10 protein-coding genes and 1 pseudogene are annotated in these 14289 nt (G+C 41.3%); 3 read left to right on the plus strand and 8 right to left on the minus strand.

What is annotated here, in order from left to right:
- Nucleotides 1-573 (plus strand): annotated as a pseudogene (locus B9G53_RS07145) (transposase); the annotation flags it as partial.
- A 183-nt stretch (nucleotides 574-756) separates the two neighbouring features.
- Here B9G53_RS07145 and B9G53_RS07150 read toward each other — a convergent pair.
- Both B9G53_RS07150 and B9G53_RS07155 read right to left on the minus strand, forming a co-directional pair.
- Nucleotides 757-2868 (minus strand): bifunctional diguanylate cyclase/phosphodiesterase, encoded by a 2112-nt coding sequence (locus B9G53_RS07150; RefSeq protein WP_094530639.1) that lies wholly within the window; start codon nucleotides 2866-2868, stop codon nucleotides 757-759.
- Between the two features lie 113 nt (nucleotides 2869-2981).
- Entirely contained in the window at nucleotides 2982-3506 is a 525-nt protein-coding gene (locus tag B9G53_RS07155; RefSeq protein ID WP_094530641.1) for a Ycf51 family protein, read from the minus strand.
- 372 nt (nucleotides 3507-3878) lie between these two features.
- Between B9G53_RS07155 and B9G53_RS07160 the strand changes: the two genes are divergently transcribed.
- Together B9G53_RS07160 and pgeF are read left to right on the plus strand one after the other, a co-directional pair.
- Nucleotides 3879-4658 carry a carbonic anhydrase gene (locus tag B9G53_RS07160; protein ID WP_094530643.1) on the plus strand — a complete coding sequence of 260 codons (780 nt, stop codon included), beginning with the start codon at nucleotides 3879-3881 and terminating at the stop codon, nucleotides 4656-4658.
- A gap of 341 nt (nucleotides 4659-4999) precedes the next feature.
- Complete coding sequence (gene pgeF / locus B9G53_RS07165) at nucleotides 5000-5746, plus strand: peptidoglycan editing factor PgeF (protein ID WP_094530645.1); 747 nt, start codon at nucleotides 5000-5002, stop codon at nucleotides 5744-5746.
- Here the strand turns inward: pgeF and B9G53_RS07170 are convergent.
- The 6 genes from B9G53_RS07170 to B9G53_RS26740 all read right to left on the minus strand — a co-directional run bounded on the left by B9G53_RS07170 (nucleotide 5726) and on the right by B9G53_RS26740 (nucleotide 14097).
- On the minus strand, nucleotides 5726-8485 hold the full coding sequence (locus B9G53_RS07170; protein WP_094530647.1) for a low-complexity tail membrane protein: 2760 nt from the start codon (nucleotides 8483-8485) through the stop codon (nucleotides 5726-5728). The two genes, pgeF and B9G53_RS07170, sit on opposite strands and share 21 nt — an antisense overlap.
- A 73-nt stretch (nucleotides 8486-8558) precedes the next feature.
- Entirely contained in the window at nucleotides 8559-9707 is a 1149-nt protein-coding gene (locus B9G53_RS07175) for a spermidine/putrescine ABC transporter substrate-binding protein (protein WP_094530649.1), read from the minus strand.
- 21 nt (nucleotides 9708-9728) lie between these two features.
- Complete coding sequence (locus B9G53_RS07180; protein ID WP_094530651.1) at nucleotides 9729-10883, minus strand: ABC transporter ATP-binding protein; 1155 nt, start codon at nucleotides 10881-10883, stop codon at nucleotides 9729-9731.
- Between the two features lie 29 nt (nucleotides 10884-10912).
- The gene (locus tag B9G53_RS07185) at nucleotides 10913-12511 is read right to left on the minus strand and encodes a hypothetical protein (protein ID WP_094530653.1); all 1599 of its coding nucleotides are present in this window, start codon (nucleotides 12509-12511) and stop codon (nucleotides 10913-10915) included.
- Between the two features lie 69 nt (nucleotides 12512-12580).
- Nucleotides 12581-13774, minus strand: a complete 1194-nt coding sequence (locus B9G53_RS07190) for an NAD(P)/FAD-dependent oxidoreductase (protein WP_094530656.1) — start codon at nucleotides 13772-13774, stop codon at nucleotides 12581-12583.
- Nucleotides 13775-13842: 68 nt separating this feature from the next.
- Complete coding sequence (locus B9G53_RS26740; RefSeq protein WP_141211729.1) at nucleotides 13843-14097, minus strand: hypothetical protein; 255 nt, start codon at nucleotides 14095-14097, stop codon at nucleotides 13843-13845.
- Nucleotides 14098-14289 lie beyond the last annotated feature (192 nt).

A 14289-nucleotide genomic window follows, 5' to 3' on the forward strand; every position in this document is an offset into this window, starting at 1 on the left:
TTTACCCTAGAAGATGAAACAGTCKGACAGGTGCTAATCCAGCAATGGTCTAATTTACACTTTAAAAAAGCAGCCCAACGACATTTCCAAGTCATTCGAGTAACCCATCCCCATTGCTCTGGTTTGTGGTTAGCTTGGGTCGGTGAAAATATGCCAACTTTGCCTCAACTTTGGCGCTTGTACTTACGCCGTTTTGCCATCGACCACTGGAATCGGTTTGCCAAACAACGTTTACATTGGACTCTCCCTCATTTGTTGACTCCTCAACAAGCTTTGCGGTGGAGTGACCTCATGCCTTTGCTCTCTTGGCAATTGTGGCTGGCGCGTCAACTGGTTATTGATAGTCCTTTGCCTTGGCAGAAACCTCAAACCAATCTCTCTCTTGGTCGTGTCGCTCAGGGCTTTGCGACACTTTTAGTCAGGATTGGCTCTCCTGCTTGTTCTCCTAAACCGCGCGGTAAGTCTCTTGGCTGGAAATCTGGACGCAAACGAGCTCCTTTTCCTCGCTTTCCCATCATCAAAAAACGCGCTTCTCGTCCAAAAAAGGTCAACAAAGATATCCTTAATTCCTAATCCTAGATATTCTCCTTTTCATTCTCTTGGATTTGCTCAGTTATCCATTCTCTGGGTTACTTTTTCCTGCTCTTTTTTTGATTTTCTTAATCAACTTAGTCTAGACTCCAGTAAAAGAGTGAAGACGGCGCGAAGCGCCGCCTTCACTCTTTTGGGTTTAAGCCAAACTTGTATTGCTATAGATTAAATATTTGATTGAATCCATTGAGTGGCTCTTTCACTATCTAAGGGATGTGAAATAAAGAAACCTTGTACCTCAATACTACTGCCACCTAGACCTTCAAAATAATCTAACTCTTGAGCTGTTTCTACCCCCTCAACGATAATTCCCATACCAAGGTTGTTTGCCAAGCGTAAAATCGACTGAATAATTCTTTGACTTTTAACATCAGTAGAGACTTTACTCGTAAAGCTGCGATCTATTTTTAAAACGTCGATGGGCAGATTTTGTAAATAGCTAAAGGAAGAATAACCAGTACCAAAATCATCAATATATACTTGAACCCCAATTTCTCGAAGTTGCTCCAGTTTTTGAGAAGAAATTTCGATGTTATCCATCAAAATTGTTTCGGTAATTTCTAATTTAATTAAGCTAGGTAAAACTTGATTACATACAATAATTTCTTGAATACGTTCCACAAAATCTGGTTGGACAACTTGGATAGTAGAAACATTAATTCCTAGAGTGAGCGATAGAATATCAGAAAATGTTTGCTGCCATTGATATAACTGCCTACAAGCTGTTTCAAAAACCCAATATCCAATCTGAATAATTTCTCCAGTTTCTTCGGCAATTGGTAAAAATTCCTGTGGAGAGATTAGCCCTTGTAATGGATGCATCCAACGGAGTAAAACTTCAAATCCTGTTAACTTATGTTGATGTAATGAAACTATGGGTTGATAGACTAGATAAAATTCTTCATGGGCGATTGCTTGGCGTAAATCAGATTCTAATTGCCAACGTACTTTCGCCCCTTGGTTCATATTATTTCTAAATAAAGCCTGTTTACCTCTGCCGAGGCTACGTGCATGATGTATGGCAATATGGGCATCTCGTAAAATTTCATTAGCATAGATATATTCAATATCGCTAATAGCTATACCAATGCTGACAGAGATAAAAAATTGATTGTCATCAATCAGAAACGGCTGTTTAATACTTTCGGAAATTTGTTCAGCTAAATTGACAACAAAATTTTCGCCCCCAAGATTAGCACTGTCAATATTTTCAACTAAAAGTGCAAACTCATCACTATCAATTTTGGCAATAGTTATATTGATATCACGATATGCAATTATGCGTTTACTGATTTCTTGTAGCAGCTTGTTGCCAATTGAAATGCCAAAATCATCATTAATTGATTTGAAGCGATCGCAATCTATAAATAGAACCGCAAAGTTACGATTAGAGCCAGTTTGTAATTTTGCAAATGCTAAATCTAGAGACTCCATAAATGAGTTGCGATTTGGCAAACCTGTTAATGAGTCATGAAGCTGATTATGATGTAGTTTGGCAATTATTTGATCCCTCTCAATTCTAATGTCATTAGACTTAGCGAGTAATTGGATTTGGTGAATAGAAATTGCTAATTGAGTTCCTATCTTTTCAAGTATTTCGATCTCCCAGTTATGCCAACTGCGTGGACTATTATATTGATGGACTATTAATAATCCCCATAATTTATTACCTTGAGGAATAGCAATGACAATTGCTGAATGGATACCTAAAGGAGCTAGTGATGTTGAAATCCTAGGATCAACATCATCATCATTGATATTAGGAATAACGTGACTAATACATTTTTGAAAGCTTTCTAGCCATTGGGGATCAGTATAGATCGACGGGAGACCTTGCCCCTGAAGCGAGTATCGAGAATTACTAACAGACTCGTATTGAATAGGTGGTATATCTTCAACTTGATCGCTTAGTTGATAGACAATCACTTGATCATTTTGTAATAACTGATACGTTTCTAAAACAACAGAATCAAGTAATTCATCAATATTTATCGCCTGTCTTAAGCGGGCAAAAATCAATGCTAGTAAAGTATAACTTTCATCTTCATATTCATTGTTGAATTCTATGCTTAGGATCGATTGATTGAGTTCTTTAATTCTTTGCCTAAGACTGATTGTCTCTCTATCTACATTATCAAAGCAGTTTGCTAGAATTACGCCAAGGGATTTAATATTTTGTAAATCATCTTGTTGTTGTTTAGTTAATGCTTCGGATTCGCTGATACGATTTACACAGTCTAACAAGGCTGATAATGTTTCAGAGAAAGTTTCTCGCATAGTTTTAAAAGAAGTCTTGCATGGATAATTTCTAGAATTAAACCATATATTTCTTAAAAGCGTTGTAGATGATTAAAAAAACAGAGAGATTACTAAGCAATCTCTCTGTTTTTTTATGAGGTTGTATCTTTAGGTAATTCCGCAAATTTATCAGTAAATACCTCTAATTCTATATTTGGATCATTTCGTAAGCTTAGCGATCGCTTGACACGTCCTAAATATAATGGTTTGGATACTCCCTCGCGCACATGAACTACGGTTCTGGCATAAATAGTTAATTGTGACTCACCTTGACCATTGCGCCCCGAAGAAAATAAGTTGCTACTAGCTTGTTTTAAAGTTGACTCAAGTTGTTCAGGGGTGATCGTTGGTGCAACAGCGATCGTGGCTTGTGGACCAAAGCGATCATAAACAAGCTTAAATGGAACAGCTCCTTCAATAGATGAGCGGGTAATTGGCTCAAAACTGAGAGAGAAAAGCCCCACAACCAAAACGACGAAAAATAAAGTTGCTCCTACCATTCGATAGCGCCAACTCCACTTAAAGGCTACAGCTAGTCCTGTAATTAAGGCACAGACTAATACAAATATGCCCATTGCTTGTGCGAGTTGACCAAATAAAGCAGGCGTTAGCGACATAAATTAATTTTTTGTGAATTTTTAAATAACTACTCAATACATTTTATAGCGCTTTGCTCTGCAAGCCGCAAAAAGTCGTGATCAACTTAAAAAAAAAGAGAGATGAGCAGCGCTTAGCGCTGCTCATCTCTCTTTTTTACTGAGCGAAACCCGAACCAACACTTTTACAAAAATTCTTGGTTTGGATTTGTTTGATCGCAGAACACTGTAAGTTGTAACAATTCGGCGCAAATCTCAATGGTTGTTATATATTAACTTTAACTTTCAGAAATTAATATTGCTGCAAAGTAATTGTGTTGTGGGCGCTTCGCGCCCACAACACAATTACTTTGCATGATTACCTAGAAATTTAATAGAAGAGATAATATACTAATGAATTTAATCAATAGAAATTATGGCAAAAAGTTAATATCGCTAGTAGCGATCGCCCTAGTGACATTGTTGCTACTAGCGACACCTGTTTTAGCAGATGCTGGTTTTCTCCAATGGAGTTATGGCGGTGCAACAAATCCTACTCAATGGGGTAAACTCAGCAACGATTTTACAATGTGTGAATTAGGTAAAGATCAGTCCCCAATCAACATCAAAAATGCGATAGAAGACAGTCCTGCAAAAATCAGTTTTGACTATAAACCCTCTCCTTTGAGTATTGTCAACAACGGTCACACGATTCAAGTGAACTATGCTCAGGGTAGTACTGTGAGTATTAATGGTAAGCAATACTCATTACTCCAGTTCCATTTTCATACTCCAAGTGAACATGAAATTAAGGATCGCGCCGCAGCAATGGAACTTCATCTCGTCCATCGCAATGATGCAGGACAACTCGCTGTGGTGGGAGTTCTGCTCAATGAAGGTAAGTCAAATCCTCTAATTGCCGAAATTTGGAAGCAAATTCCTGATATTGGCGAAACCAACATGGTTAGCGATCGCCTAATTAATGCGGCTAATCTCTTGCCTAGCAACAAGGCTTATTATAGCTATAGTGGCTCTCTAACTACACCTCCATGCAGTGAGGGTGTTAGCTGGAATATCTTTGTGGAGCCAATCACTGTTTCCGAAGAACAGATTGAAACATTTACCAAAATCTATCAAGTTGATGCGCGTCCCCTTCAGCCTATTAATAATAGAGTTGTGCAGTTACATCATTAATGGACAACGCTTTGCACTCAAACTAAAACCACAATTAAGTTTTTTGCAACCGAACCAAGAGATTTTTTAAAAGCGTTGCAAAGCAACGCTTTTAAAAAATCTCTTGGTTTTGGTTTGAGCGCAAAGTGCTGTAATACCAATTCACAAAAGTGTTGTCACACTTTTGTGAATTAACAAACAAACCCAGCATGACTTATACCAAAACAAAAAATGGCGTAGCCATTTTTTGTTTTGGTATAAGTCATGCTAAAGAATGAACAGGGAACAAAGCGTTACCTCTTCTTCTTTTTAAGTTAGGATCAAGTTTATTGAAGGATCATTACTTTTAAAACTCTAAATCAATGAACGCGAATCAATGGCAATGGCGAGACAACGTACTAACTTGCGACCTATTAGCTGACTGGCGACATGGATTTTTTACGCGATCGCATGCTCCTAAATTACCAACCGATTTGCATAATCATTTAGTCACATCGGGCAAAGCCTATCGAGCTAAACAAGTTCATGGCAACCGCTTAATACATGCCGATGAAATCGAAACTGCGCCAAATACGAACTTACCTGAAGCTGATGGGGTATGGGCTACATGCAATGGGATCAATCGGTCGGTGTGGGTATGTACTGCTGACTGCGTACCTGTATTGATAGGTGATCGCAGGTTAGGCTCAGTTGCGGCTGTCCATGCGGGATGGCGCGGCACTGCTGCGGGGATCGTGACTAAGGCGATCGAGACATTATGCGATCAAGGTAGTGAGCTAAAGGATTTGCGAGTAGCGCTTGGCCCCGCAATTTCGGGACAGGTCTATCAAGTATCTCAAGATGTGGCTCAACAGGTTACAGCTACAATTAGTCAAGCTGTGGGGGTACAACCTGATGAGCATCCAGAAAGAGTCAAGCTCGATTTACGTCAAGTCCAAGTGCAACAGCTTCAAGAATTAGGATTGCCAACAGAAAATGTGGCGATCGCCCCTTACTGCACTTTGCAACATGAGGAAATCTTCTTTTCCTATCGACGTTATTTTCTAAATAACCCCAATCCCCTACCTAGAGCGCCACAAGTACAGTGGTCAGGAATTGCGATCGCTTAAATCCTCAGTATTGTTATCCTCATTTAAGGGAGTTCCATCTAAAAGCGCTTCCAGATCTGCAAACTCATCTATTTCAGTATCAATTTCCGAAGGAATTTCTTGAGGTTGCTCTTTTTCTTGGTTAACTTTATCTACGTTATTCAATTGTTCTAATCTTGCAAAAAACTTATCAACCAGAAATTCTTGAACTAAGTATTTAGCATCTTGAATTTTTTGGTCATTACTTGCTATCTCTTCAGAACTTTCCTCACTAACTTGAGTATCTAATGCTGGTAGATTTTCGGTAAAAGATTCTACATTTTCTTGAGCGATCGCTTCTTGGGTTGGGTCAAAAACTATGGATGGATCAATTAGTTCAGAACTTTCCTCATCTAAAGATTCCTCATCGACTAGGCTCTGCTCAACATTGCTTTCAATATCTAATTCTGGTGTTGCTTCAATAATCTGCACAGTTTCCAGATTATTGTCAACATCCTCAGATTCTTCGTCATTATCTTCTAAGTATTCTTTGAGAATATTCTCAACATAAGCATTAAAAGCAATTAGCTCATCTAATTCATCATCAAAATCTTGAGTTTCGCTGTCAAAGCTTTCCAACTCTGGCTCTATGGGATCAGCGATCGCTTCAATATTAGTCCATTGATCTAGCTCATTAATAATCTCTGGCTCAGGTTCAAAAACTTCTGGAATGCTTACAGGAAGATCATTTCGCTTAATCGATTTACCAAAACCAAGTTTTTTAGGTGAAACTCCCGTTTTACGCAACTTTTTAAAAAAGTCTATCCCTCTTTTGTCATCATTTGCTGTGGCTGTATTATCAACCACCTCAACGTCCGAATCTTCGACAGTTTCAATAGATTCTAATTCTTCTTTATCCTCTGCAAGCTGTTCATCTAGAAAGGTATCAGTCGGATCTAGACTAGCGTCAGCCTGTTCAGTTTCTTCAAGGGTTGCCTCTGAGCTAGAATCTGGAATTTCTAAAAATGTCAGATCAGGATCTTCATCAGTCTCAAAGGCAACTAATTCGTCAGTTTCTTCAACAATGTTCTCAATCTCAGGATCTTCAATTGTGGACTCAGATGCAGTATCAGAAATCTCTAGTTCTGTTTCAACAGGAAGCGCTTCGTCAATGGAATCATCGGAGGCAAAAGGATTTAACTCTTCAGGTTCTTGAGTAATTGCTTGATCTAGTTCTTGATTCAAACCTGATTCAATTTGAGGTTCTTCAAAAAGCTGTTCAACTTCAGGCTCAGCAATTGCCTCAAATATGGATTCCTCCGCAACAATCGCACTGAACTCTAATTCGTCAACTTCTTCAACAAGCTGATCATCTATATTAATATCAGCAAATTCTAAAACAGGCTCATTTTCAGAGGTTGAAGATTCATCAATCTCAGTCTTTGCGATCGCATCTAGAGTGTCTGGGGGTGTCTCAACTTCAGATTCTTCAAAGATTTCAATAGGATCTACTTGTTCAGGTTCTTGAACAATCTCTGGATCTAATTCTTGATTTAAAACTGACTCGATTTGAGGTTCTTCAAAAATCTGCTCAATTTCAGGCTCAGCAATTGATTCGATTACAAATTCTTCGGAAACGATCGCACTAATCTCTAATTCGTCAACTTCTTCAACAAGCTGAACATCTGAGCTAATATCAGCAAATTCTAAAACAGTCTCATTTTCAGAGATTGTAGATTCCTCAGTCTGAGTCTCTGCGATCACATCTGGAACATCTAAAAACGCCTCAACCTCAACCTGCTCAGTTTCAGTCTCAGCAATTGCTTCGATTACAGATTCTTCAGCAATAATCTCACTGATCTCTAATTCGTCAACTTCTTCTACAAGCTGATCCTCTGGGCTAACATCGGCAACTTCAGATTCTTGAACAATCTCTTCATCTATAATTGTTTCGATCTGAGATTCTGAACTAAGCTCAGTAGGTTCTAAAGCCGATGTAATTTCAACATTGCTAGGTGCTGTTTCTTCAGTCTCTTGCTCTGGAGATTCTTTTACATCTGGAGACTGATCACTAGCCTCGTCAGCAACTTCGCTAGCAATTTTTCCTTGAGGTAAATTGTTGCTGACTTCGACGATCGCATCCTCTTCAAAAAACTTTAATAACTGGGGCGATCGCCAACCAATATTTGTAAAGTTGTTTTTGATTTTATCAACTGCAAAGGGTTGCAAGCTATGGATATCTGACTCAGCCGTTAACTTAATTCGTAAAGCTGATATTCCCGCTTGCGCCAAAATATTACTCAATAAAAAGAAAATCTCCGCCCAAATAATCCCAAATAAGCGCAAACTTGCAGGAAATGGCGCAATGACTTGAGCTAACGGTGCAGTTAGATAGAGCTTGCAAAATATGGCACTCATAGTGATCGCGACTATTGCCGCAATCCATCCCGTTACATACCAACCATTGCGATGTTGCTTGACTAACGTCAGGATCTGTCGCTCTGGCTCACTTAGACTCTCGCTTGGCTTAGATACAAACCATAGACTAAATGGAGAAATTGGCTGTTGCCACTGCACCCACGCCGCTAAGGTGATCGCAGGAAATCCCAGCAGAAATATCTCAAACCACGCAGGAAAGACAGGATCACCAACCGCTAAGCCCGCCATACTTAGCGCCAATAACCAAGGCACACCCGCAAGTAAAGCGATATTGCCCCAGATAAAAGGATGATTACCTAGAGAAATATTGCTGGTTGGGTTAGGGGAAGGTGATGATGTCATATAGTCTTCAGGAATGATTGCGAGATCTTTTAGGGTTACTAAGAGTCAAATACAACTCTCACAACGAGAATTTTTATCCTAAACCTGTGGTTAAGCGTGTCCAGAAACCTTCATATACTTGGAGAACTTCAGGATCGAGCTTGGCAATGCGATCGCTTTTGGCAGTAATCGCTTCCGATGGTTCTAGAGCCTTAATCGCTTTTAGGTCATCAGGAATCATTGTTTTTGCCAATTTATTAGTTGTACCAAAACTATTCGCATCGCTAATTTTAGCGGCAACTTCAGGACGCATTACATAATTGATCCACGCATGAGCGCCTTCGATATTTGATGCACCTCTGGGGATAGCCATGGTATCCGTCCAAATTGACGTACCGTTATTGGGCAGCACATATTTGATATTCGGATCTTGTCTTGCCAAGCTAATCGCATCACCTGAAAAAGCCATGCACATCATCAGATCGCCTGAAGCAAGAGGATCGCGCCATGCATCCGTGGTGAAGTTGGCGATCGCAGGCATCAATTCTTGTAATTTTTGGAAAGCTTGCTCAATCTTTTCAGTTTCTTTGGTGTTGTAAGAATGACCAAGAATATGTAAAGCCATACCGATCACTTCACGCGGATCATTAACAAGGGTAATTCGTAGTTTTTCTTTGTGTTCCCATAGATAACTCCAGTCCATCGGCTCTTCCCCAATCACTGACTTAACCGCCTCGACATTATAGGCAATTCCTGTTGTGCCTAGACTTACAGGGATACTAAATATTGAACCGCGATCGTGGGGCAGTTCTAAATAATTGGGCGCAATATTTCTGATATTGGGTAATAACTTTTTATTTAGAGGCGCAAGCAGCTTTAAGTCCCGCATCTGCGTCACCATATAATCGCTAGGATAAATGACGCTATACCCAGATCTTCCCCCCGAAGCCTCTAGCTTAGCCAGCATGACTTCATTAGAGTCATAGGCATCACCAACAACGGCAATCCCCGTTTCCTTAGTAAAATCCTCTAAAACCTCTTGATTGTTAATGTAAGTAGCCCAACCATAGAGATATAACGTGCGTTTATCCTGAGTCACTGGGCGTTCTACATCCTCTCCACCAGACTCAGTTTCTTGGGGACTCTTCTCAAAAATGCCACAGGCAGCAAGGGTTGAAGCACTAGCGATCGCCGATGCAGCATAGGCAGTTTGTCTAAGAAATTTTCGCCGAGAGATATGCATAATAGAAATTTAGGTGAAAATTTAGGTCGCGACTGTAGTTTTGGGAAGAGCAACACAATCTTCAGGCATCCATGAAACATAGACCTGACTATCAAAGGGAGGAGTCTTTTCGCCTTGGTGATTAGAACGTACTAGCATGACTCTGACGGGCGGCACATTTTCGCTAGCATGTAGATCCACGACAAACTGAGAGTGATCGCCTAGATACAACACATTATTGAGAATACCGCGATAGGTGTTGTAGGGCTGGTTGGGATATTCGGTGGAAAGCTTGATTTTTTCGGGACGCACACTGACCACTGCTTCGGGAATCGGCAACCAATGCTTAGGTTTTGCCGCCACGATCGCTAAACCTGTGGAAGATCGCAACTCGACAAATGCGCCATCCTGCTCGATCACTCGACATTCAAACAAATTTGTTTCGCCCACAAAATCAGCGACAAATGCTGAAGAAGGGCGATCATAAACTTCTGATGGTGTACCAATTTGCTCGATTCGACCTTGGTTCATGACCGCAATTCGTGAAGAAATTGCTAGAGCTTCGCCTTGATCGTGGGTGACCATAATGAAGGAAATCCCCAGCTCATACTGCAAGTTGGATAACTCCACCTGCATTTCTTTGCGGAGTTTAAAATCGAGTGCTGCTAATGGCTCATCTAACAGAATCACTTTGGGGCGATTGACGAGGGCGCGTGCGAGGGCAACCCGTTGCTGCTGACCACCTGATATTTGACTAGGATAGCGATCGCTCATGTGATCAAGTCGGACTTGCTTGAGTGCATCCTTAGCCCTTTGCTGAATTTCTGGCTTAGGCACACCTTTGACTGACAAGCCGAACGCAACATTATCAAAAATGGTCATATGACCGAAAAGAGCATAGCTTTGGAAAACCGTATTTACAGGTCGCTGATAGGCGGGAATATAGGTCATTGGATTGCCTTGAATCAGCACTTCACCTGCTGATGGCTCTTCAAAGCCTGCAACTAGCCTTAGTAAAGTTGTTTTGCCACAACCTGATGGGCCCAAAATGCTAAAAAGCTCACCTCGCTGGACTTGCAGATCGACACCTTGGACAACGGTATTTGTCCCGAACATTTTAAATACTCGCTGTAGCTCCACATCGGGGACTGTACCCGTTGAGGTGGCAAACTGTTTAGCAGTGGTTGACTGTGCCATGTTGTGTTCAAACGTCTACTAAGGTGTCACTAAGTCTCTCGCATTTTAGCGCGTTGTAGCTGATAAATGAGTTGTAATGTCAGCGCAATTATTACAGAAATTTGTCCCGCGAATGCCAAAATAATATCGGAAAGTTTGATGTTTGACACAACAAACCAAGGATATCCAAAAAATAGCCATAATCCAGCATAGCGATCGGGACTAATCGATAGACTAGCCATAATCAAAATTGGTAGAAAAATTAGCGCAGAAATTATCCCTGTCATCCATGCTGAAGGGTTGCGTGTTTTCAAAAACAAAACCAACTGGGCGATTAGGGCAAACAAAAACATGGTGAGCGTAAAAGAGGCTAATACCACCATCGCTTTATCTCGCTGGGCTGAGTCATTCCAAGTGTTGACCCAAATTAAAATAGGGACTTGCGTAAATACAAGATTTAGGGCGATCGCGATCGGGGTTGGGCTTTTGTCTGACCAAATCAAATCCCGCAGAATATAGCCAAATCCAGTCGGATGCTCCTCGGTCGTCGATAAGGCTCCAAACCTTACCCAATCTAAGAGAGATTGTCTGTGTGGTGTTAAAGCGGTAATTGTAATAAAAAGCAAAAAACAATTGGGAAAGTAAATAATCAGTAACAGAATGAACTGAAATTCTCCATACAAGCCCTTATCGGCAAAACCTGTCTGCACACAAAAGCCGAGCATCAAGATCTCTAGATAGGTAGTGGCGACATAGCTTTGAGCTTTGCTAACCAAAGTGGCGTTGGGATTGTGAAAGCGGCGTTCTAAGATTCGCCAAATCGCAAAGCTCAAAATTGCTAAGTTGCTAATTGTAAAAATATGTGAAGTCCAAATATTCGATGTAATTGGCAAATACCACCATTCAGCTTGGATCGGGTCGATCCGTCCGCCTACTAAGACTTTGCTAAAGGAGCTCCATGTTGTGAAGATATTCCACCACATAAAGGACGGGGCAATCCAGATAAAGGTAATAAATGAAAATAACAAAGCACCTGCGGATACTTGTCCGCCAAATTTAGCTTGCCAACCACTTAGTAGGGCAAGCAACAGAGCAGCACTAAATAACAAAAATGCTGTTCCGATGATCAATATGTAAAAGCTGCATAAAAAGGCGATCGGGACATTTGCGCCGATCGCCGCAGTCAAGTGATAGGGGATCGATAGTCCGATGCTGATATAGGCTAGCAAAGGCACACCCATGATCTTGCCCATGAGAATATTGATGCTTGATCGCGGACTAATGCGAATAAAGTTAAGCGTGCCTTTGTAATCTTCTAATGAGAGGTCAGCTACGAGGCTATAAACCCCTGCCAAAAATAAAACAAACGGCTCAGTCCAAGTAATCACCCGAAACTGCTCTAACCACCAATCTTGCCAAGAAGCGGCACAACCAAAACCACGGATTTGGGCATAACACTCTTCATTAGGTATGCGTTGGCTATAGAACAAAAGCAACAAGACCTGAAACAGTAACGATAAGCCGATCGCCACGATCAGATTACGCAATTTCAGCTTGCCCCGAATCTCTCGCAATAATTGGGGATTCCAGTTGCCAATGTGATCAAGCCAAGATGCTGCTTGTGGGGAATTCGATGAAGAATCATTCATAGGTTTTCTATGTAGGCGATCGCTAATTAATCAGGTTATTCTTCCCGCTTAGCAGCAAGAATAACCTGATTAATTTACGGATTTTCTGAACATCTCAATCAAAGGCTTAGTCAACCAGTGCGAGCCAAGCTTCCATTGATGCTGTAGGGTAGGCATTCTCAATAAATATGCTAATCGCCGCATCACATGGGCGGGCAATCCATCAATACTGAACTTGCCAAAAATGGAAGCAGTTGCGCCATCAATCCCTAAACTAATAAACTCCCCGAGGGGAATATAGCTAAAGGGAACCAGTGCTTTTTGATTCAGACTTGCCCAAATATTCCAAGCACAATATTGGGACTGCTGGAAAGCTACCTGTGCAGTAGCAGGGACAAGACTAGAATTCGAGTCAAAGCAACTTGCTAAGTCACCGATCGCAAATACATCAGGATATCCCTTAACTTGTAAGGTTGGCTCCGAGGCGATCGCTCCTTGCCGACCATGCTCAAGTGGTAGATTTTGGAGCATTTTCGAGAAGGTGCTGCCCACTGTCCACATCACAATGTCAACGGGTAAAGTATCACTTCCATCGCTATAGTCGAGGGTAACTTCACCATCATTTACCTGTAAAACTCGCGTATTGAGATCAGTCCAGACACCACGTTGCGAGAGGGCAAGTTCCGCAATTTTACGATTTGCGTCTGTGGAGTTACTTAAAATTTTGTTATTGCGATCAACTAGACGAACGCGACCACGTTCTTTAAGGCGATCGGCAATTTTACAGGCAAGTTCTACACCACTACTGCCTCCACCTGCGATGCAGACGCGAATTTTGTCTCGATTGGATGCTTCTAATAGTTCTAATTTGCTGTTAAGGCGATAGAAGTCATTGAGATTGCGGAATGGAATAGCATATTCCGCCGCACCATCGACAAGGTTCATCGGAGTTTCTCCACCGATCGCTAATACAAGGCGATCATAGGTCAAAACACTACGCTGACCAATATTAACTTCTACTTGCTTAGTTTCAAGATCAATACTAGTAACTAAACCCTGCACAAATTGAATACCAGTATCGGCAAGCAATTCGGTAAAAGTTGGGGCAACCTCCCATTCCTGCATTTCTCCTGTGACTAGCTCATAGAGAAATGGCGTAAATAAGAAGCGATCGCTTTTATCGATCAGGATAATTTCAGGCATGACCGCCCAAGGTAAACGAGATAGATTAAGCGCAGTATACAAACCGCCAAAACCACCACCAAGAATACAAATTCGTGTCATGTGAAAATCCAATTTGTTTTTTCCATCTTATCGCAAAGGTTAGAAAAGGGGCGCGAAGCTCTCCTTTTCTAACCTTTGCGATAAGATGTGCGGCTCCGCCGCACACCTGTAAGGAAAGAAGTAGTGCGATTCGTTTGATGGTGAATCACGGTAATCAGTCCGTACATAACCATCAGAGCCAAGTCTCCCAAGACTAGCTTAACTGTCCAGACGATGAAGGTGCAAGCCCTTCCGTCTAAACTCAAGACTGACTCCTTATCTGCCCACGATAACCCGACTCGGTTACGGGAGGTCGAAGCTGGGAACAGGGCGCAATCAGACATCAATTGCAGATGACACTGGCGCTAACAGGGAGTCCCTAAGACGAAATAGAGCCTAGAAAAACGACCTATTCCCGAGCAGACGCAATCCTAATGTCTGACTCTACCAGAGATTTGTATCCCGCCGAACTGACTTTGATATCGGTATGAGTAAGGGGTTCTGGTGGTTGAAATGGCTACGTCTAAGGGGACAAA

Origin of the sequence: Pseudanabaena sp. SR411, from assembly GCF_002251945.1 — a bacterium.
GTDB lineage: Bacteria > Cyanobacteriota > Cyanobacteriia > Pseudanabaenales > Pseudanabaenaceae > Pseudanabaena.

Bases quoted from the DNA above. Each gene is read 5' to 3' on its own strand.
- B9G53_RS07150 (WP_094530639.1), bottom strand. From the start codon at position 2,868: ATGCGAGAAACTTTCTCTGAAACATTATCAGCCTTGTTAGACTGTGTA.
- B9G53_RS07155 (WP_094530641.1), bottom strand. From the start codon at position 3,506: ATGTCGCTAACGCCTGCTTTATTTGGTCAACTCGCACAAGCAATGGGC.
- B9G53_RS07160 (WP_094530643.1), top strand. From the start codon at position 3,879: ATGAATTTAATCAATAGAAATTATGGCAAAAAGTTAATATCGCTAGTA.
- pgeF (WP_094530645.1), top strand. From the start codon at position 5,000: ATGAACGCGAATCAATGGCAATGGCGAGACAACGTACTAACTTGCGAC.
- B9G53_RS07170 (WP_094530647.1), bottom strand. From the start codon at position 8,485: ATGACATCATCACCTTCCCCTAACCCAACCAGCAATATTTCTCTAGGT.
- B9G53_RS07175 (WP_094530649.1), bottom strand. From the start codon at position 9,707: ATGCATATCTCTCGGCGAAAATTTCTTAGACAAACTGCCTATGCTGCA.
- B9G53_RS07180 (WP_094530651.1), bottom strand. From the start codon at position 10,883: ATGGCACAGTCAACCACTGCTAAACAGTTTGCCACCTCAACGGGTACA.
- B9G53_RS07185 (WP_094530653.1), bottom strand. From the start codon at position 12,511: ATGAATGATTCTTCATCGAATTCCCCACAAGCAGCATCTTGGCTTGAT.
- B9G53_RS07190 (WP_094530656.1), bottom strand. From the start codon at position 13,774: ATGACACGAATTTGTATTCTTGGTGGTGGTTTTGGCGGTTTGTATACT.
- B9G53_RS26740 (WP_141211729.1), bottom strand. From the start codon at position 14,097: ATGTCTGATTGCGCCCTGTTCCCAGCTTCGACCTCCCGTAACCGAGTC.